The following is a 19,507-nucleotide window of genomic DNA, read 5'->3' on the forward strand; positions in this document are numbered from 1 at the left end:
GGCGCTGCTCGCCGGGCCGGCATGGACGAACGAATGGCGCCCGCCGTAAGATGCCGGCAAGGAGATCCGGCGATGCGCCTTTCGAAGATTGATCTGAACCTGTTCGTCGTATTCGAGGCGATCTACAACAAGCGCAACCTGACGCGGGCGGCCGAGGTGCTGAACCTCACGCAGCCGGCCGTCAGCAACGCGCTGGCGCGGCTGCGCAAGACGCTGAACGATCCGCTGTTCGTCAGCACACCGGCCGGGATGATGCCGACGCCGATGGCCGAGAACATCGTCGGCCGCGTGCGCGAGGCGCTGCAGCTGCTCGATTCGAGCGCGCACGAAGGCGACGTGTTCGATCCGGCTTCTTCCGAGCGCGTATTCCGGCTCAGCATGAGCGACCTGACCGAAGCGCTGCTGCTGCCGGCGCTCGGCGAACTGCTGCAGCGGCAAGCGCCCGGCATGCACGTGCGCAGCTATACGATGGACCGCCGCGAAGTGGCGACCGCGCTTGCGAACGGCTCCGTCGACATCGCGATCGACGCGCCGCTGATCGGCGATCCGCATCTGCACCAGGCGCTGCTCGTGCGCGATCGTTATGCATGCATGATCCGCGACGATCACCCGTTCAGGGGCGACACGCTGACCATGGACGACTACCTGTCGATGGGGCACATCCACGTGTCGAGCCGCCGCAAGGGCAGCGGGCACGTCGACGCGGAACTGACGCGCCTCGGGCTGCGCCGCAACATCCAGATGCGCGTGCAGCACTACATGGTCGCGCCGCTGATCGCGATGCGCGGCGATCTTGCGCTGACGGCACCGCTGCGGCTGCTGCAGCGCTATCCGGCGCGCATCCTCGAACTGCCGTTCGAGATGCCGGGCCTCGAATACTTCTGCTACTGGCATCGCAGCGCCGATCAGGATCAGGGTAGCCAGTGGCTGCGCGAGCAGTTGATGGCGCTGATGGGTGGGATGGGCGAGCCGCGGTGATGCAGGCGGGCTGCGCGTTTGCGGCACGTGCGCTTTGAGATCGCGATCAATCGCGCAACGCCTGAGCCAGTACGCGTGCCACATGCGCGGCCTGCGTCTGCGCACCGTGGTTGCGCCGCCCCGGCGCGCGCAGGCTCAGAACGCGGTGCGCAGGCCGAGCCCGGCCGAATCGCCATTCCCGTATCCGCTCGCGCGATCGCGCATGAACGCGACGTAGACGTCGGTCCGTTTCGACAGCCGGTGGTCGTAACCGAGCGCCCAGGTCGTTCTCGACGGGCGGTCGCGGCCGTGGCTTTTCGCGGCCATGACCGACGCGAGCAGTGTGCCGAAGCCGACCGGCACGGCCGCGCCCACCTGCCCGCTGTGCGTGCCGAGCCCGCCGCCGTCGATCGCGTCGTGCACGTACTGGTAGAACGCGGTGAACTTCACGAACTTCAGGTCGTAGCCGACGCCGGCCAGCACGGCGTCCTGCTGCGTGAAGCCGGTTATGGATGCGTTCAGGTCGCCCGGTATGCGGTCGTATTTCGCCTGCTGGAACGCGAGCGTCGCGCTGAACGCGCGTTGCCGGTCGTAGGTGACGGTGCCGCCCCACTGGTTCGCGCCGGTGTGACCGGGCTCGTTGCCCGTCGCATAGATCAGGCTCGCCTGTAGCGCGTGCTCGCCGGGCGTCGAAACCAGCACCGAATTGCTCCAGTCGTTGTCGCCGACAAGGCCCTGCCCCGATACGCCCTTGTACATCTGGTTCAGCGCCGGCGAAAAACCGAACGAAGTCGAGAACGGGTTGAAGCGCACGACGGAGATGTAATACGGCGTCGTGTTGCGTCCCGCGCGCAGCACACCGTACGGCGTCGCGACGCCGACATACGCGTTGCGCCCGAAAAACGTATCGCCGCCGAAGCGGCCGGCGCCGCCGTTCGACGGGCGCATGAACGCTTCGAGCGCGAACTGCAGCGCGTAGCCGCCGCCGAGATCCTCGCGGCCGCCGATCCCCCAGAAGCTCGTCGTGAAGCCGCCCGAATTCATCGCGTATGCGCGCTGCTTGCCGAGGCTTTTCTGTGCGCCGACATAGACGTCGGCCAGCCCGTACAGTGAGACGGACGACTGGGCCGCGACGTCGTCGGCGATCGTGCAGGCGATCAGCGTTGCGCCGACGGCAGACAGCAGGCGACGACGCCGGCCGGCATTCCGGGTTGAATGGATAGGCATACTGATCGAATCGTGTGGAAAAAGCGAAGGCGGGCGGACCGGCCGCCGGCACGCGCGATGCGCGGCCGTCAGCCGTCAGGAACGTCAGAACACGTGCCGGATACCCGCGCGCCCGACCGCCTGCTTCTGGTTGCTCGACGGATTGAAGCCCGCGATCTGCGCGACCGGCGCATCGCCCGCCGCCTTCTGGAACGCACCCATCACATAGACGCTCGTGCGCTTGGACAGCGCGTATTCGATGCTCAGGTTGAACTGGTGATACTTCGGCTCCGCGTTCGTCGCATGGTCGCGGCCCGTCGTGTACGTGTAGCCGGTGCCGACCGTCACCGCCGGTGTCGGCGTGACGAGCGCCGACAGCTCGTAGTTCTGGAACGTCGCATCGTGCCCCGCGCTGCCCTGCTGGAAGTTCGTGTTCGTGAAGTCCGCCAGCACCTTCAGCCATTGCACGACCTGGTACGACGCGCCGACGCCGAACACCTTTTGCGCGCGCGCCGCGTCGAGGTAGTTGCCGTAGATCGCGTTCGTGAAGCCCGGATAGTTCTGGTAGCCCTGCGTCGACACGCCAGGGTTGTTGATCCGCAGATAGCCGATGCCGAAGCCGACCGGCCCCGCCGCGTAACTCGCGCCGACGCTGAACGTCGCGTTGTCCGAGAAGCGGCCGGGTTGCCCGCCGAACGCGTAGAGGCCGCCGAACGTGATGCCTGCGATCGTCGGGCTGCGGTACTTGACCGCGTTCGAGATCGGGAAGCCGTTGTCGGTGTTGTCCATGTCGTTCGGGTGCGCGAAGTAGTAGCCGCCGATGTTGCCGTTCAGCGTGAACGGCTCGACGTAGTCGACGATCGAATCCCACTGGCGGCCGAGCGTGAGCGTGCCGAGCTTCGTATCGTTCAGGCCGACGTACGCGTTGCGCGAAAACGCGAGCCCGCTGCCGAGACGGCCGGAGTTGATGTCGAAGCCGCTTTCGAGCCGGAAGATCGCGCTCAGGCCGCCGCCGAGATCCTCGGTGCCGCGCACGCCCCAGCGGCTGCCGGCCGTCACGCCCGACGCGAGCTGCACGAGATGCTTGCCCTGCACGTTCGATACGAAGTCGACGCCGTCCTCGACGATGCCGTACAGCGTGACGCTGCTTTGCGCGTGGGCGGTGGCGGCCGCGGCGAGCGGCAGCGCGAACAGGAGTTTTTTCATGGTGGTGTTCCGGTGCGGTGTGGGTGAAAGAGGGCGAACGGCGGTTCAATCAGGTTGCGTGTAGAGGTACGGACGTGCAGGCCCGCACCGCGATCGGGCGACGATCGCGGCGGCGGGTAAAGCGATGAAACGATGGAAGGGCGGTGCGCCGCTCAGTCGCGATACGCGCGCAGCAGCGTATCGGCGGCCCGGAAGTCGGGCGTGAGCGGGCGGTCGCGCTCGAGGAACGCGACCTTCGCGCGCAGTGCGCGGTACAGCGGCTGCGTGGCCGGCGCGAGCGTGAACGACGGCTGCTTGCGCTGGCGCAGGTCGATCGCCTGCGCGGCTTCGACGAGTTCGAGGCCGAGCAGCGTGTAGCTCGCGTCGATCTGCTTCTGCACGCGCCGCACGACGTCGGGCGCGTTCGTCGCGATGTCCTCGATGCCACCGGCAACCGGCAGGTAGTCGAGCGACACGGGCATCGCGAGCGACTTCACCGTCATCGCGAGCGCGGTCGGCGGCTTTTCCATTGCGCCGAACGCGTGCACGGTGTTCTCGGTGCCGAGGAAGCGCGAGAGGCCGGTGAGGTGCGGGTCGTTCAGCTTGACGATGCGCTGTGCGGACGCGAGCGCGTTGTGGCCGAGCGCGAGACCGAGCTGTTCGAACGCGAGGACCCACGGTAGCGGCTCGAAGTTCGCGCTCGGCAGCACCGCGCCGCCGCCGTCGACATAACCGGCCTCATCCTGCGCGCGGTTCGACTTCGGCGTGACGCCGACCGCGACGCCCGGGTTGTCGTCGCTCGAATTGAGCTGGACCTGCAGCAGCGCGCGCGCCTCGTCGTAGGTGCGATCCTCTTCGCCGAGCAGGTAGACGCCGGAACGGAAGCTGAGCGGATCCTGCAGCGGCCGGTCCGGATCCTTGTTCCACAGGCTGCTGCCCGCGAGCAGCGTGCGCAGCGCCGCGCCGGCGCGCTGCGTGGCCGGGAACGGCCGCAACGCCAGCGTGTCCTCGCGGAACGGCGACACGTTGCCGTTCAGCCCCTGCAGGCTCAGCGCGAACACGAGCTTCGACACGTGCGCGAGACGCGCCATGTCGGTGAGCGCCAGCGCCGCCATGCCGGCCGAATACGCGTTGGAACTGAGGATCGCGAGCGCATCCTTGCCGTACGGACGGATCGTCGCGATGTCGGCCGACTTCAGCGCGTCGGCGGCGGCGAGCTTGCGGCCCTGGTAGTACACGTCGCCTTCGCCGAGCATCGCGAGGCCGACGTGGCTCAGGATCGTGATGTCGGCCTCGCCGATCGAGCCGTCCGCCGGCATCGCCGGCGTGACGCCGCGATTGAGGAGCTGCGCGTACGCGTCGACGATCGCCGGCTGCACGCCGGCGCCGCCGTCGAGCATCGCGTTCAGGCGCGCGGCCATCGCGGCGCGGGCCACGCGCACGCTCATGTCGGGGCCGACGCTGCCCGAGTGCGCGCGGATCAACCCGATGTTGAAGCGCGTGGACGCGTCGATGACCTCCTGCGACAGCTTGCCGTGCGCATCGACCATCTCGCGGTCCTTGTTGAGGCCGACGCCGACCGTCAGCCCGTAGATCTGCTGGCCGGCCGCGGCGGCCTTCAGCAGCACGTCGTGCGCGGCGACGACCCGCTGGCGGGCGGCCGGTGCGATCGACACGGCCTCGCCGTCGGCGATGCGCGCGATCGATTCGGGCGTGACGGAACGGCCGTCGAGCGTGACGTCCGCGAAGGCCGGGACGGCGGCGAAAAGCGCGAGCGCGACCGCGCTCCGCATGAGGAAGCGTTGCATGAGGCAGTTCTCCGATTTCAGGCGTGACGTGACGTGGAAGACAGCGCGGCGATCGACAGGAGCGCGACGACGCTCGCGGCCATCACATACCAGGCAGGCGCGAACGGGTTGCCGGACCGTTGCGTGAGCCATGCGAGGATCGCGGGCGCGAAGCCGCCGAAGATCGTCGCGGCGATGTTGTAGGACAGCGACATGCCGGTCGCGCGCACGCGGGTCGGGAACAGCTCCGACAGCGCGGCCGGCGCGACGCCGGTGAAGATCGCGACCATCACGCAGAACGCGCTCTGCACCGCGATCAGCGCGGCGAGCGTGTGCACGTCGGCGAGCCAGCGCAGCAACGGATACACCGACACGAGCATCAGCACCGCGCCGGCCGTGAGCACCTTGCGCCGGCCGAAGCGATCGGACCAGCCGCCCGCGCACACGCAGGTGACGGCCATCAGGCAGTTGCCGACCAGCGACGCGATGAACGCGTCGCGCCCGTCGAAGTGCAGCGCGCGCTGCACATGCGTCGGCATGTAGATCACCAGCGCATACACGCAGACGGCCCACAACACCGAGAACCCGGTGCCGACGACGAGCGCGCGCGGATAGTCGCGCACGACCTGCAGCAGCGGCGTCTTGCGCTCGGCCGGCGCGTGCGCGGCACGGGCCATCTCCGCGCGGAAATGCGGCGTTTCGTGGAGCGTCTTGCGCAGCCACAGGCCGACCGGCACGATCGCGAGACCGAGGATGAATGGAATCCGCCAGCCCCAGTCGCCGATCTGTTCGTGCGACAGCGTGAGCGTCACGCCGGTGGCGACCAGCGCGGCGAGGACGTTCGACGCGGCCATGCTCGCCTGCAGCCACGATGCGTAGCGGCCCTTGCGGTCCGCCGGCGCGTGCTCGATCAGGAATGCCGCCGCGCCGCCCACTTCGCCGCCGGCCGAGAAGCCTTGCAGCAGGCGGCCGCACAGGATCAGCAGCGGCGCGCCGATGCCGATCGCGGTGAACGGCGGCGCGAACGCGATGATGGCGGTGCCGGCCGCCATCACGAGGATGGTAAGCGTCAGCGCGGCCTTGCGGCCTGCGCGATCGCCGTACACGCCGATCACGAGCGCGCCGAGCGGCCGCGCGATGAAGCCGATCCCGAACGCCATGAACGCCTCGATCAGCCCGGTGCCCGTGTCGCCGCGATGGAAGAAGTTCTGCGCGATATACACGGCAAAGAACGCGTAGACGGAAAAGTCATACCATTCCAGCGCGTTGCCGATCGAGGCCGCGGCGATCGCGCGCCGGGCGCTCGAAGCGGGGGGCGACACGGCCGTGGCCGTGTCGAGGGGAACGGCAGATTGCTTCACTTCGATCTCCTGTTGTCGTGCGGGACGGAATTACAGCCGGATATGCGGAATCTGCTTGCGTTCCGCTTCGTCGAGCGCTTCTTCGTAGCCGGCGTCCGCATAGCGGATCACGCCGAGCGCGGTGTCGTTGGTCATCGACAGCGTCAGCCGCTCGTTCGCCGCCGCGCTGCCGTCGGCGACGACGGTGATGCCTGCGCTCGTCATGTAGCCGCTGTAGCCGCCGCCGCCGGAATGGATCGCGACGAGATCGGCCATCGACGAACAGCTCATCATCGCGTTCAGCAGCGGCCAGTCGGCCACCGCGTCGGAGCCGTCGCGCAGGTTCTCGGTCATGATGTTCGGGTGCGCCATCGCGCCGGCGTCGAGGTGGTCGCGCGTGAACGCGACCGGCCCGGCCAGCACGCCGTCGCGCACCATCGCGTTGACCGCGAGCGCGAGCCGCGTGCGCTCGCCGTGGCCGAGCCACGCGATGCGCGCCGGCAGGCCTTCGAACGGCACGCATTCGCGCGCACGCCGGATCCAGTTCGTGACGATCCGGTTGTCCGGGAAGTGTTCGAGCAGGTAGTCGTCGATGATGCGGATGTCGTTCGGGTCGTTCGACAGCGCGATCCAGCGGAACGGGCCGATCGCGCGGCAGAACAGCGGGCGCAGGAACGCCTCGGTGAACACCGGGATCTCGAACGCGCGCGCCACGCCGCCGTCCTTCGCATGCGTGCGGATCAGGTTGCCGTTGTCGAACACGATCGCGCCGCGATCCTTGAAGCCGAGCATCGCGTCGACGTGACGCACGATCGACGCGCGGCTCGCGTCCATCAGTTGCGTGCGGTCGCTGTCGCGCAGCGCGCGCACTTCGTCGAGCGTGTAGCCCGACGGTACATAGCCGTACACGAGATCGTGCGCGGCCGTCTGGTCGGTGACGATGTCGGGCACGACGCCGCGCGCGAGGATTGCCGGGAACACGTCGGCCGCGTTGCCGAGCAGGCCGACCGAGATCGGCTCGCGCCGCGCCTGCGCGTCGCGGATCAGCGCGAGCGCCTCGTCCAGGTCGTGCGCCTGCCGTTCGAGAAAGCCGATCTGCAGCCGCTTGTCGATGCGCGTCTGGTCGATCTCGACGACGAGCGTCGCCGCATTCGCCATCCGGCCTGCGAGCGGTTGCGCGCCGCCCATTCCGCCGAGGCCGGCCGTCAGGATGAAGCGCCCGCGCAGGTCGTTGTCGAAATGGCGCTCGGCGATGCGCGAGAAGATTTCATAGGTGCCCTGGATCACGCCCTGCGAGCCGATGTACTGCCAGTCGCCGGCCGTGAGCCCGCCCCAGCAGATCAGGTTGCGCCGTTCCAGTTCGTAGAAGTGCTCGGCTTTCGCCCACTGGCCGATCAGGTTGCAGTTCGCCATCACGACGAGCGGCGCGCTCGCATGCGTGCGCAGCAGCGCGACGGGCTTGCCGGACTGGACGACGAGCGTGTGGTCCTCGTCCATCGTCTTCAGCGTGCGTACGATCGCATCGTGCGACGGCCAGTCGCGCGCCGCGCGGCCGAGCGCCGCGTAGACGATCAGTTGTTCGGGATCCTCGCCGACGGCGAGCACGTTCTCGAGCAGGCGCAGCAGCGCTTCCTGGCGCCAGCCCTTGCAGCGCAGCGTCGTGCCGGACGTGACTTCGAAGGTGCGGGTCATGGTTGTTGCCCTCCGTTCAGCGCGCGAGCGCATAGTCGGCGATCGAGATGCCGAGCGCGGCTTCGACCGGCGGGTAGACCGCGGGATCGAACACCGACGACGAAAGCGGAATGTGCGCCTTCGCGACCCGCAGCACGTGGATCTCCATCCCTTCCTTCAACTGTCCGGCGCTGACGGGGCGGCCTTCGGCATCGAGCGTCGTGATCACGTCCGGGTAGGTCGCGATGCGCTCGCCGTGCGCGTCGTCCACCGCCATGTGCTCGTTCATCACATGAATGACCGCGCGCTGCGCGCCGCTGCCGACATAGACGAGGCCGACGTCGAATGCCTCGCGCGTGTATTCGAGCGTATTGCGTTCGACCTTGCCGCTCGCAATGATCTCGCCGTGCGTGGCCGCGCAGATCGCATCGATCACCGCGCTGCCGCCGCGCCGTTCGGCGTCGATGATCGCATCGCCGAGCGCGAGCGCGCGGCTGATGCCGCCGAGCGCCGCATGCTGGCGCACGTAGGACGCGCGAATCGGGTTGCGGCAGCTCGCGATGAAGCCGCCGGCCATGTCGGCCGCCTTGCGCAGCACCGGCGACACTTTCGCGGTCGCGCCGCGCACGACCACTTCCATATACGCGTGCTGTGCGCGGTTGCCGCCGGCCGCGGCCTGGATCATCGGTGTCGTGCTCGATGCGAGACCGAGCGAGCCCATGTCGCCGGTCGGATGCGCGCGGATGTCGCCCACCGCGTCGACCACCTTGGTGCCGAGCAGCGCGGACGGCAGCCATGCGTTCAGCGTGCTCGACATGCCGTTCTGCCCGATGATGAGCCCGGCGAGCGGCGCACCGAGTGCTTCCTGCACGAGTTGCGCGGCCTTCACGTAGTCGGCGCCGAGCATTTGCCAGTCGGTGAGGCCGCCCGGCGCGCCGATCGCGGCGGCCGTGGCGATCCACGCGTCGTCCGGCAATTCGTCGATGGCCACCAGTTCGGGGCGGCCGATCGTGACTGCGAGCGTGCCGAGTTCACGGCCGTGGTCGGCCCAGCCGCCGCCGCCGCATGCGAAAACCGAGCCGCCCTTGACGGCGGCTTCGACGTCCTTCGAAGACAGAATGCGTCCCATTTGTCGTTTGTCCTGAGTGAGGAAAAGGGCTGTACGCGCCGGGCTGAAAGCCTTGTGTGGCGGTACTGTCCAAACGATTCTAGGGACGCCGAATATTGAGCGTTATTGCTATTTTATGGAGACTTCATAACGCGATGTTAAGGCTAGGGTAATCCCGCGATGGCGCGTTGACGGCGCAATTCATGCGTCTGCGGAAAGCGCGTGCAGCGTGTCGATGAACTCGTGCGCGAGGCGCGACAGCGGCGCGAGCACGGGGTGCAGCACGCTGACCGGCGCGGCGATGGTCGGCACGATCGGCTTCACGACGATCTGCGGCCAAATGGGCCCCGCGACCGTCAGTTCGTCGATCAGCGCGATGCCGGTGCCGGCCTGCGCGAGCGCGCACGCGACGTGCGCCTGCTGCACTTCGATCCTGACCTGCGGCACGAGGCCTTCGTCGCTGAACAGCCGCCGCACCAGTTGCCCGAGCGGAATGTCGCTGCCATAACCGATCAGCGGCTGGTTCGCGAGATCGCGCACGGCCAGCGTCTTGCGCCGCGCGAACGGATGCGATGCGGGCACGGCCGCGACCATCCGGTTTTCATACAGGAGCTGACTCTCGACGTTCGGGTGCGTGTCCTGCAGGAACGCGATGCCGAGCTCGACCTGCTGCGTGAGCACGGCCTGCAGCAATACGCTCGGGATCATCGTGTGCAGGATGATGCGCACGTCGGGAAAGCGCTCGTAGAACGCGGCGATCGCGCGCGGCAGCAGCGATTGCCCGAGATTGGGGCTGCACGCGATGCGCAGGTGGCCCATCCGGTTCTCGATCAGGTCTTCCGCGATTTCATTGACGCGCTGCACGCCCTGGTACACCGCATTCACTTCGACGAACAGCCGCTGCGCTTCCGGCGTCGGGTAGAGCCGCCCCTTGATGCGCTCGAACAGCGCGAGGCCGAGCCGCTGCTCCGCATACGAAATGAGCCGCGACACGGCCGGCTGCGACACATGCAGCAGCTTTGCGGCGCCGCTGATCGAGCCGGTCAGCATGATGGCGCGAAACACCTCGATCTGGCGCAGGTTCAGACGCACAGCCTTAACTCCATGTTATGTGGGGGCGATAAATCGGCATGAGACATTCTGGCAGAGCGCTGCCTAAACTGCTCGTGATCAAAAATGCAGGAGGTGGAGATGAGCGAATTCGAGCAGGTGGTGCGCGGCCGGTTGGTCGATGCGCGCGAGGTGGTCGACGACGGCTGGCTCGCGATCCGCGGCGGGCGGATCGCCGCGCGCGGCACGGGCGTGCCGCCGGCGGCACGCGACACGATCGATGCGCGCAGGCAGTGGGTGCTGCCGGGCGTCGTCGACGGGCAGGTGCATGCGGCCAGCCAGGCGAACCAGGAAGGGCTCGGCCATGCGTCGCGCGCGGCGGCCGCGGGCGGCGTGACGGTGATGGTCGACATGCCGTACGACGATCCGGAACCGGTCGCGTCGCGCGCGCAGCTCGACCGCAAGATCGCGGAAGCCGAGCGCGATTGCCACGTCGACGTCGCACTGTACGGCACGCTCAACGCGAAGCACGGCCTCGAAGCGGCGGTCGGGCTGATCGACGGCGGCGTGTGCGCGTTCAAGTTCTCGACGTTCGAGGCGACGCCCGGCCGGTTCCCGCGCGTCGAGGAGGACGTGCTGTACGACGCGTTCCGGCTGATCGCGCCGTCGGGCCTCGCGTGCGGCGTGCACAACCAGATGCAGGACCTGACGCGCAAGAACATCGCGCGGATGATCGAGGCCGGCGACACGGGCTGGGACGCGTTCCTGCGCGCGCATCCGCCGCTGATCGAGAACCTCGCGACCGCGCTGATCTACGAGATCGGTGCGGAGACGGGTGCCCGCGCGCACGCGGTGCACGTGTCGACGTCGCGCGGCTTCGAACTGTGCAGCATGTACCGGCAGGCCGGCCATCGCGCGAGCATCGAAACCTGCGTGCAGTACCTGATGCTCGACCACGAAACGCATACGAAGCGCTTCGGCGCGAAGACGAAACACTACCCGCCGATCCGGCCGCGCGCGGAGCAGGACCTGCTGTGGACGCATATTGCGCGCGGCGAATGCACGTTCGTGTCGTCGGATCACGTGAGCTGGGGGCTCGAACGCAAGGGCGATCCGAACGTGTTCCGCAACGCGTCGGGCGGTCCGGGGCTCGAAACGCTGCTGCCGGCGTTCTGGACCGGCTGCGAGCAGCATGGCGTCGCGCCGACGCGCGTGGCCGAACTGCTCGCAACGAACCCGGCACGGCATTTTCTGCTCGACGATCGCAAGGGCTCGCTCGACGTCGGCACCGACGCGGATTTCGTGATCCTGACGCCGGAGCGCTATGCGTTCGATCCGTCGCACAGCCTGTCGGCCGTGCAGTGGAGCGCGTTCGAAGGCATGGAATTCACGGTGCGCATCGCCGCCACCTACTGCCGCGGCGCGCTCGTGTACGACGGCGCCCGCATCGTCAATCCGGCAGGCTCGGGCCGCTTCCTGAAGCCGCACGGCAGCCGGTCGATCGCCACGCAACAGGAGCAAGCATGAATCCGACGACTTTTCCGCCCCTGAACGCCGCGCGCCTGAACGCGCGCGTCGAGCAACTCGCGCGCTTCACGCGGCCCGACGTCCCGTGGACGCGCCGCGCATTCTCGCCGTTGTTTACGGAAGCGCGCGCATGGCTCGCCGAACAATTCGCCGCAGCCGGGCTCGCGGTGTCGATGGACGCGGGCGGCAACCTGATCGGCCGTCGCGAAGGCAGCGGCCGCCGCACGAAGCCGCTGGTGACGGGGTCGCATTGCGACACGGTCGTCGGCGGCGGCCGCTTCGACGGGATCATCGGCGTGCTGGCCGGCATCGAGGTTGCGCATACGCTGAACGAGCAGGGGATCGTGCTCGACCATCCGTTCGAGGTGATCGACTTCTTGTCGGAAGAACCGAGCGACTACGGCATTTCGTGCGTCGGCAGCCGTGCATTGTCGGGCGTGCTCGATGCGGGCATGCTGCGCGCGACGAACGCCGAAGGCGAAACGCTCGCAGAAGCATTGCGGCGCATCGGCGGCAACCCGGACGCGCTGCGCGAACCGCTGCGCGCGCTGGGCAGCACGGCCGCGTTCGTCGAACTGCATATCGAGCAGGGCCCGGTGCTGGAAACGCGCGGCTTGCCGATCGGAGTCGTGACCAACATCGTCGGCATCCGGCGCGTGCTGATCACGGTGACCGGGCAGCCCGACCATGCGGGTACGACACCGATGGATATCCGCCGCGACGCGCTGGTCGGCGCGGCGCACCTGATCGAGGCCGCGCACGCGCGCGCGTCGGCGCTGTCGGGCAACCCGCACTACGTGGTCGCGACGATCGGGCGGATCGCGATGACGCCAAACGTGCCGAATGCGGTGCCGGGGCATGTCGAGCTGATGCTGGAAGTGCGCAGCGACAGCGACGCGGTGCTCGACGACTTCCCCGAGGCGCTGCTGGCCGGTGCGGCCGCGCGGCTCGACGGGTTGCGGTTGAGCGCACGCGCGGAGCACGTGAGCCGCGCGCGGCCGACCGACTGCCAGCCGCTCGTGATGGACGCGGTCGAGCAGGCGGCCACGCAGCTTGGTTATCCGAACATGCGGTTGCCGAGCGGCGCGGGGCACGATGCCGTGTATGTCGCGCCGACCGGGCCGATCGGGATGATCTTCATTCCGTGCCTGGGTGGCCGCAGCCATTGCCCGGAGGAGTGGATCGAGCCGCAGCAGCTGCTCGACGGCACGCGCGTGCTGTACCAGACGCTCGTCGCGCTCGATCTCTCGCTGGCGGGCGCCGCGTAACGGCGGCGGGCGGTGCCCTTACAACGCCGCTCGCTGCCCCTCTCTCGGCCCGTGCCCCGTCCAGCGCTTGAACGCGCGCCGGAAGTTGTGCGCATCGCTGAACCCGACTTCGTGCGCGACGTCCTCGATCGACAGCCGCGGGTTGCTCAGCAGCGTGAACGCGCGCTTCCGGCGGATCGTGTCGATCACCGTCTGGTACGACACGCCCTGGTCGGCCAGCCGCCGCCGCAGCGTGCGCTCGCTCATGCACAGTTGCGCGGCGATCGCGGCGAGCGTCGGCGTGTGCCGCAGGTCGCGCCGCATGATCCGTTCGATCGATTCGAGAAAGTCGGTGCCTTCGGGTTCGGGCGGCAGCGCGCCCTGCAGGAATTCGAGCACCTGGCGATGCGCGAGCGGATCGTGCGTCGCGATCGCGCGGTTGCCGAGCGACGCGTCGCACGACAGCAGGTTCTGCTCCTGCTCGAAGCGCACCGGGCACGGGAACACGCGTGCGTACTGCTCCGCATACGCGGGCGGCGGGTAGCTGAGATCGATGACCTTCGGCTGGAACGTGGGGCCGACCAGCGAGCGCCCGATCTTCATGAAGCTGCCGAACGCTTCCTCGACGAGGAACGCCTCGATGTCCGGTTCGAGGAACACGTTGGTCGCGCGGATCGACAGCGTGCGCGCGTCCGACACCAGATCGAAGCGCATCAGCGGCCCCGTGTGGCGCTGCAGCTCGAGGCCGACCGTGATCGCGTCCTTCAGCGTGGGACTCGTCAGCATCGCGTAGCCGACCAGTCCGATCGACGCGATCGTCTCGCTCGTCCCGAGTTCGAGGCCGAGCGCACGCCCCGGCGCCATGTCGAGCGCACGCCGGATCATCGTGCTCGCCTGGCGCAGCGAAATCCGGCACGACGGATTCGACAGGTCCGCGACGTCGAAGCCGAGCCCGAGGCACAGCCGCACGGGATCGATGCCCAGCTCCTTGCTTGTCTCCGCGAGGCACCGCAGTAAATGCACCGGCAGATTCGCCGTCGTATAACGGGCGGTATCGTCCATGGATGCTCCCTGTTTTTTTCCACGGATTGTACTCGTCCCGCCCGGCCGGGGTGCCGCCCCGGCCGTTATCGGCCACATGCCATGCGACCCCGCCGGAGATTCAGAAGTAGTGGCGCAGGCCGACCGTCGCGCCGAGCTGCGTGGTGCTCGTGCTCGGCGCCTGCCCGTTGATGCCGACGAGCTGCGCGCCGATCAGCCCGCCGCGGTAGATCGCGTAATCGATTTCCGCGTAGAGCATGCTGCGCTTCGACAGGTTGTAGCCGGCGATCACCTGGAACTGGCGCGCGCGGCCGTCGAAGTCCGATGTATAGCCGGATTGTGTGGTCCACCACGCGTTGACGGCTGCCGTAAACGTCTGCGTGAAGCGGTAGGTCAGCCCCGCGAGCGCCATCTTGCGGCGGCGGAACCCGCCGGGCACCGTCGGATCGACCACCTGCGCGGGCGAGATGATGCCGAGCGCCGCGAGGTCGGTCGGGCTGAACGGGCCGTTCTCGAACGACGTGAAGTCGTTGTCGCGCGCGTTCTCGATATAGCCGGCGTTGACGGTCGCGTTGCCGAGCGTCACCGAGCCGCCGCCGCCGTAGACGTCGAACTTGCCGTGCGTGACGTCGTCCCAGCTGCGCATGAACGACGCGCCGACCGTGAACGGCCCCTTGTCCGGCGCGTACGCGACGGCCGCGCCGAGCTGGCTGCCGAGCACGCCGCCGCCCGCATGCCCGCCCGGCGCGTATTGCGCGAGCAGGTACAGGCTGCCGAGCTGCGCGCCGTACTGGATCATGTTGCTGGTGCGCGCGGCCGCGAGCATCGTCTGCTCCGGCTTGAACAGGTTGAAGTACGGGTCCTGCGGGCCGGCCCACAGGTTCGATCCGTAGGTCAGCGACACCATCTCGAACGGCACGTTGTACTGACGGCCGAGCGAGAGCTGGCCGAGCGACGTCGACGTCAGCCCCACGTACGCGACCTGGAAGAAGTTCGACGAGCCGGCCGGCACGATGCTGCCGCTGTTCGGGCCGAAGTGGCTCTCGATATTGAATTGTGCGGACAGCCCGCCGCCCAGGTCTTCATTGCCCTTGAGGCCCCAGTAGCTTTCGGTCAACCCGCCGCCGTCGGCCATCGAGATCTTGCGGCCCGTCGATACCGGCGTGCCGTCGGCGCCGTAGGACACGCCGTGCGTTTCGTAGCGGATGCCCGCGTCGATCACGCCGTAGAGCGTCACGTTGCCTTGCGCGTGCGCGCCGGCACCGGCCAGGACCATCATCGCGCAGCACGCCGCGCGAATGCCATCGGGACGATTCATTCTGCACTCCGCATTTCTGCATGGAACAGGGGACCGGCGGCATTGCACCGCCGGAAACGACTGTAGAAAGCCAAATTTGCACGGGCCAAGGCCGCGGCGGCCAATCTCGTGGTGCGTCGCGGCCACCGCATGACGCAGTGCGGTCAGGGTGACGCGCGGGCCACTGCGCCGGGCGCCGCACGGCGCAGCGCGATGCGCACGAATGGCGCCGCGGCCAGCACGGCCACGCACAGCACATGCGCGACATGCGTGCCGCCGAAGCGGTCGAGCAGCGCGCCGGACAGCGCGGTGCCGATGCCGGCCGCGAAGAACGTGACGACCAGCGTGCGCGCGACCAGCGAGCCGTCCGGGTCGACGTCGGACAGCATGCCGGTGAGGAACGGCACGATCACGAAGAACGCGCTGTTCAGCACGAACTGGCTCAGGAAATACGCGCTGCCGCCATGCGCGCCGAAGAACCATTCGATCGACCCGACCATCGCGAGCTGCGCGGCCCAGATCAGCCCGAGGCGGTGCTTGTGGCTGGCCGGATGCGACGGTATCGCCGCGCCGACGAAACCCAGCAGCGACGACACCGACAGCAGCACGCCGATCGTCGTCGGCGACAGCCCGGCGCGTTCGCCGACGAAACCCGCGATCGCCCACTGCGACGCCTGCACGCCGTAGACCAGCGCGGTCACGACCCAGATCGCGATGACCGGCCGCCACGGCAGCGCGTGGCCGTGCGCGCGTGCTGGCGACTGCGCGCTCGCGAACGCGCCGATGCCGCGGATCGCGGGCGCCAGCACCGCGACGACGGCCGCCAGCAGCGCGAACACCCAGCGCCCGAGCCACGCGGCCGGCAGCGCGGAGATCAGCACGAGGATGCCGCCGTTGATGCCGCCCGCGAGCAGGTTGATTTGCCCCCACAGGCGGTCGGTCGACGCGCGCTGCGATACGCCGGACGCGACGACGACGAACAGCATTCCTTCGAACAGCCCCGTCATCCCGCGCGCGGCGGCCGCCGTCGCGATGCCGGGCGCGACCGCGCCGAGCGCCTGGCCGGCGATCGTGCCGGCCACGCCGGCCAGCGTGAACGGCCGCGCGGCGCGCGCGATCCGGTGCGACAGCAGCGCGCAACTGATCGCGATGCCGAGGATCTCCGCGCTGACGAGCGCGGTCGCGGTGCCTTCGTCGAGCCGGAAACGCGTCATCACGGCCGCGACGAGGAACGGCGACAGGATGAGGCCGTTGGTGGCGGCCGCGAACGCGAGTGCGAGGCGGACGACCGCGCCGGTCGACGGATCGGGGCGCGACTGCGCGGTCGTGCGCAGCGTGGCGGTGGTCATGAGGCCTCCTGGTTGGATCGCGGCCGATCTTGCTCGACGCGCGCCGTTTCGTGCATCAGGTGTGTCCCGCGGCGAACCGGCGTAGCAGGCGCGGATGCGGTTGCGTGTTGCGGCAGGCCGAACAACGTTCGCAGGTACGGCGTCAGGAAGCGGCCGTGCGGGTCCATCCGTTCGCGCAGTGCGAGGAAATCGTCCCAGTGCGGATAGCATGCCGCGAGTTCGGCCGCGCGCAGCGCATGCACCTTGCCCCAGTGCGGCCGCCCGCCGTGATTGCGGCAGATCGCCTGCACGCCCGAGAAATACGCGTCGAACGGCATCCCGCGATACTGGTGCACGGAGATGCGCACGCTGTCGCGACCGTAGTCGGGGCTCAGCCAGATGTCGTCACCGCGCACCCAGCGGTATTCGATCGGAAACATCAACGGGAAACTGCGGCGCGCGATGAACGCGCGGATTTCGCGTAGCGCGTCGGCGCCGCGCTCGGCCGGCACCGACCATTCCATTTCGTTGAAGCGTACTCGGCGCACCGTCGACAGCATTGCATAGCTCGAGTCCACATGACGGCCGGCCGACACGGTCGACGCGCACAGGCGGCTCAGCGACGGGCACAGCGACGGCACGCGCTTGCCGATCCCGCAGAGTGCGCCGAACACGGTGTTCTCGAGGAACGACTCGGACGCGCGGCTCGCCCAGTGCACGGCGTCGGCCGGTTCGTCGGTCATGTCCCACGCCTTGGTCAGCACGGTGTCCGTGTGCGGGAACCAGTAGAACTCGAACGAGCGGTGTCGCGCGATCAGTGCGTCCGCTTGTGCGAGGCAGTCGTCGAGCTGCATGCCGCCGCGTTCGAGGCGCAGCCGGAACGCGGGTACGAGGCGCAGGCCGATCTCGGTCAGCACGCCGAGTGCGCCGAGCCCGATCCGGCCGCCCGCGAACAGGTCGGGATGCGTATCGGCCGTCGCGCGGATCTCGCTGCCGTCCGCGCACGTGAACGTGAGGCTGTCGATCTGCGTCGACAGGTTGCCGAGCGTGATGCCGGTGCCGTGCGTGCCGGTGCTGGTCGCGCCGGCGATCGACTGCACGTTGATGTCGCCGAGGTTCTCCATCGCGAGGCCGTGCGCGGCGAGCGCGGGGCCGAGTGCCCACAGCCGCGTGCCGGCATGCACGCGCGCGACGCGCCGGTCGCGATCGACGTCGATCACACCCTGCATCGCGTCGAGCGACAGGATCACGTCGTCGGTCTGCACGAGCGGCGAGAACGAATGACCGGCGCCGGCCGCGCGCACGGTTGCGCCGGCCGCGGCCGCATCGCGCAGCACGGCCGCAAGCGCGGCACGCGACGCGGGCGTCGACACGGTTGCATCAGGACTGCAGACATATCCCGACCAGTTGCGCCACATGTCGTTGTCTCCGTGGTTGTCGTTTGAATGGTTTGGATGATTGGATCGACGGGCCGCGCGACCCGCTAGAAGAAACTCTTGCCTTCGCCGCGATAGGTGGGCGCGTCGCCGACCACGCGGCCGCCGCGGATCAGCAGCAGCGTGTTGAAGCGCTCGCACAGCTCGCCAGCCTTCGCGTGGCGGAACAGGATCGGCTCACCGATCGCCGGCGCGACACCGCGCGGCACGCGCACGGGCGTCTGCACCTCGCCCGCGCCTTCGTTGCCGATCAGCGTGCAGCCGGCTGGCAGCCAAGGCCGCGGCAGGCGGCTCTTGCCGGCCGGGCCGGACGCGATATAACCGCCGCCCGAGCAGGTCACGATGCCCGGCTGCGGAATCCGCACGACCGGCAGCGCGAAGCCGGCGGCTGGTTGTGCATGAAACGCCGCGTAGTGATCGAACAGCGCAGGAGCGTACAGGCCGGAGCCGGCCGCGAGTTCGGTGACCGACGCGTCGCCGAGCGTGGTTTCGAAGCTGCCGGTGCCGCCGCCGTTCACGAAGCGCAGCGAGTGGCCGGCCGCGACGAGCGCCTGTACGGCCGCGTGGCGGCGCGCGTTGATCTCGCGCGCCGAGCGCCGTTTCAGATAGCGCACCAGCGCGTTGCGTGCGCCCCCGCCCGGTTCGGTGTCCGCGACGCCGGCGATCTGTCCTTCGTAACCCATCAACCCGTCGAGCCGGACGTGCTGCCGCTCGCCGATGCGGTTCGCGAGCGCGAGCGCGCTGGCCGCATCGCGCACCGGCGAACGGTACATGCCGAAGTACAGGCCCGGATACGCGGACGACATGTCGAGATCGATCGCGACCGGGATCGTCACGCGTTCCTCGTGTGCGATGCGGTCGATCGCATCGACCTGCGCGCCGTCGTCGACCATCAGCGTGATCGAGCGGCCTTGCCGGAGTTGCGCGGCCACCGCGCGCAGGTCGTCGGGCTCGACGGTCGGATACGCGACGACGATGTCGTCGAAGCCGCCTTCCGCGAGCCACGCGGCTTCCGCTGCCGAATAACACAGCAGCCCCTGCATGAACGGGCCGGCGGCCAGCACCGCGCCGATCAGTTCGCGCGAGCGTACCGATTTCGTCGCGAGCCGGATCGGCAGGCCGCGCGCGCGGCGCTTCAGGTCGGCGAGATTGGCGTCGAGGCAATCGAGATCGACGAACGCGGCGGGAAGCCGGCGGCCCGCGAGTGCGTCGCGGTAATACGGATAGTCGTGGACGGCGGCGGGTGCGCGATGCGGGAGGTCTGCACGGCTCATGGAACGGGCTCGGCTGGTCGGGTGTGCGTCGCGCCGACCGTTCGGCGCGTGTC

At 68.8% G+C, this 19,507-nt stretch carries 15 protein-coding genes; 3 read left to right on the plus strand and 12 right to left on the minus strand.

Going from position 1 to position 19,507, the window contains the following annotated elements; genetic code table 11:
* Positions 1–72: 72 nt before the first annotated feature.
* A complete protein-coding gene (locus LXM88_RS30765; protein ID WP_262543190.1) occupies positions 73–978 on the plus strand; it encodes a LysR family transcriptional regulator in 906 nt (301 codons plus the stop codon).
* Positions 979–1,113: 135 nt separating this feature from the next.
* Here the strand turns inward: LXM88_RS30765 and LXM88_RS30770 are convergent, their stop codons facing one another.
* From LXM88_RS30770 to LXM88_RS30800, 7 genes are all read right to left on the minus strand, one after another.
* On the minus strand, positions 1,114–2,184 hold the full coding sequence (locus tag LXM88_RS30770) for a porin (protein ID WP_262543191.1): 1,071 nt from the start codon (positions 2,182–2,184) through the stop codon (positions 1,114–1,116).
* 84 nt (positions 2,185–2,268) lie between these two features.
* Positions 2,269–3,369 carry a porin gene (locus LXM88_RS30775; RefSeq protein ID WP_262543192.1) on the minus strand — a complete coding sequence of 367 codons (1,101 nt, stop codon included), beginning with the start codon at positions 3,367–3,369 and terminating at the stop codon, positions 2,269–2,271.
* A gap of 152 nt (positions 3,370–3,521) precedes the next feature.
* Positions 3,522–5,156, minus strand: coding sequence for an HAL/PAL/TAL family ammonia-lyase (locus LXM88_RS30780; RefSeq protein ID WP_262543193.1), 1,635 nt, complete (start codon positions 5,154–5,156; stop codon positions 3,522–3,524).
* Positions 5,157–5,173: 17 nt separating this feature from the next.
* The gene (locus tag LXM88_RS30785; RefSeq protein WP_262543194.1) at positions 5,174–6,496 is read right to left on the minus strand and encodes an MFS transporter; all 1,323 of its coding nucleotides are present in this window, start codon (positions 6,494–6,496) and stop codon (positions 5,174–5,176) included.
* A 30-nt stretch (positions 6,497–6,526) separates the two neighbouring features.
* Positions 6,527–8,167 carry a urocanate hydratase gene (locus LXM88_RS30790; protein WP_262543195.1) on the minus strand — a complete coding sequence of 547 codons (1,641 nt, stop codon included), beginning with the start codon at positions 8,165–8,167 and terminating at the stop codon, positions 6,527–6,529.
* A gap of 16 nt (positions 8,168–8,183) precedes the next feature.
* Positions 8,184–9,275, minus strand: a complete 1,092-nt coding sequence (locus tag LXM88_RS30795) for a DUF917 domain-containing protein (RefSeq protein ID WP_262543196.1) — start codon at positions 9,273–9,275, stop codon at positions 8,184–8,186.
* 180 nt (positions 9,276–9,455) lie between these two features.
* Entirely contained in the window at positions 9,456–10,346 is an 891-nt protein-coding gene (locus tag LXM88_RS30800; RefSeq protein WP_262543197.1) for a LysR family transcriptional regulator, read from the minus strand.
* Between the two features lie 99 nt (positions 10,347–10,445).
* Here LXM88_RS30800 and LXM88_RS30805 point away from each other — a divergent pair, with 99 nt between their 5' ends.
* Both LXM88_RS30805 and LXM88_RS30810 read left to right on the plus strand, forming a co-directional pair.
* Positions 10,446–11,831 carry a dihydroorotase gene (locus LXM88_RS30805; RefSeq protein WP_262543198.1) on the plus strand — a complete coding sequence of 462 codons (1,386 nt, stop codon included), beginning with the start codon at positions 10,446–10,448 and terminating at the stop codon, positions 11,829–11,831.
* Positions 11,828–13,099, plus strand: a complete 1,272-nt coding sequence (locus LXM88_RS30810; protein ID WP_262543199.1) for a Zn-dependent hydrolase — start codon at positions 11,828–11,830, stop codon at positions 13,097–13,099. Before LXM88_RS30805 ends, LXM88_RS30810 begins: the two co-directional genes overlap by 4 nt.
* Before the next feature lie 18 nt (positions 13,100–13,117).
* Here the strand turns inward: LXM88_RS30810 and LXM88_RS30815 are convergent, their stop codons facing one another.
* The 5 genes from LXM88_RS30815 to LXM88_RS30835 all read right to left on the minus strand — a co-directional run bounded on the left by LXM88_RS30815 (position 13,118) and on the right by LXM88_RS30835 (position 19,454).
* On the minus strand, positions 13,118–14,140 hold the full coding sequence (locus LXM88_RS30815) for an AraC family transcriptional regulator (protein ID WP_262543200.1): 1,023 nt from the start codon (positions 14,138–14,140) through the stop codon (positions 13,118–13,120).
* A gap of 100 nt (positions 14,141–14,240) precedes the next feature.
* On the minus strand, positions 14,241–15,437 hold the full coding sequence (locus tag LXM88_RS30820; RefSeq protein WP_262543201.1) for a porin: 1,197 nt from the start codon (positions 15,435–15,437) through the stop codon (positions 14,241–14,243).
* A 143-nt stretch (positions 15,438–15,580) separates the two neighbouring features.
* Entirely contained in the window at positions 15,581–16,765 is a 1,185-nt protein-coding gene (locus LXM88_RS30825) for an MFS transporter (protein ID WP_262543202.1), read from the minus strand.
* Positions 16,762–18,162, minus strand: coding sequence for a D-arabinono-1,4-lactone oxidase (locus LXM88_RS30830; protein ID WP_262543203.1), 1,401 nt, complete (start codon positions 18,160–18,162; stop codon positions 16,762–16,764). The genes LXM88_RS30825 and LXM88_RS30830 overlap by 4 nt, the downstream gene beginning before the upstream one ends.
* A gap of 65 nt (positions 18,163–18,227) precedes the next feature.
* Complete coding sequence (locus tag LXM88_RS30835; protein WP_262543204.1) at positions 18,228–19,454, minus strand: amino acid deaminase/aldolase; 1,227 nt, start codon at positions 19,452–19,454, stop codon at positions 18,228–18,230.
* Between the last annotated feature and the right edge of the window lie 53 nt (positions 19,455–19,507).

The organism is Burkholderia sp. S-53 (genome assembly GCF_025560745.1).
In the GTDB taxonomy this organism is placed as follows: Bacteria; Pseudomonadota; Gammaproteobacteria; order Burkholderiales; family Burkholderiaceae; genus Burkholderia; species Burkholderia pyrrocinia.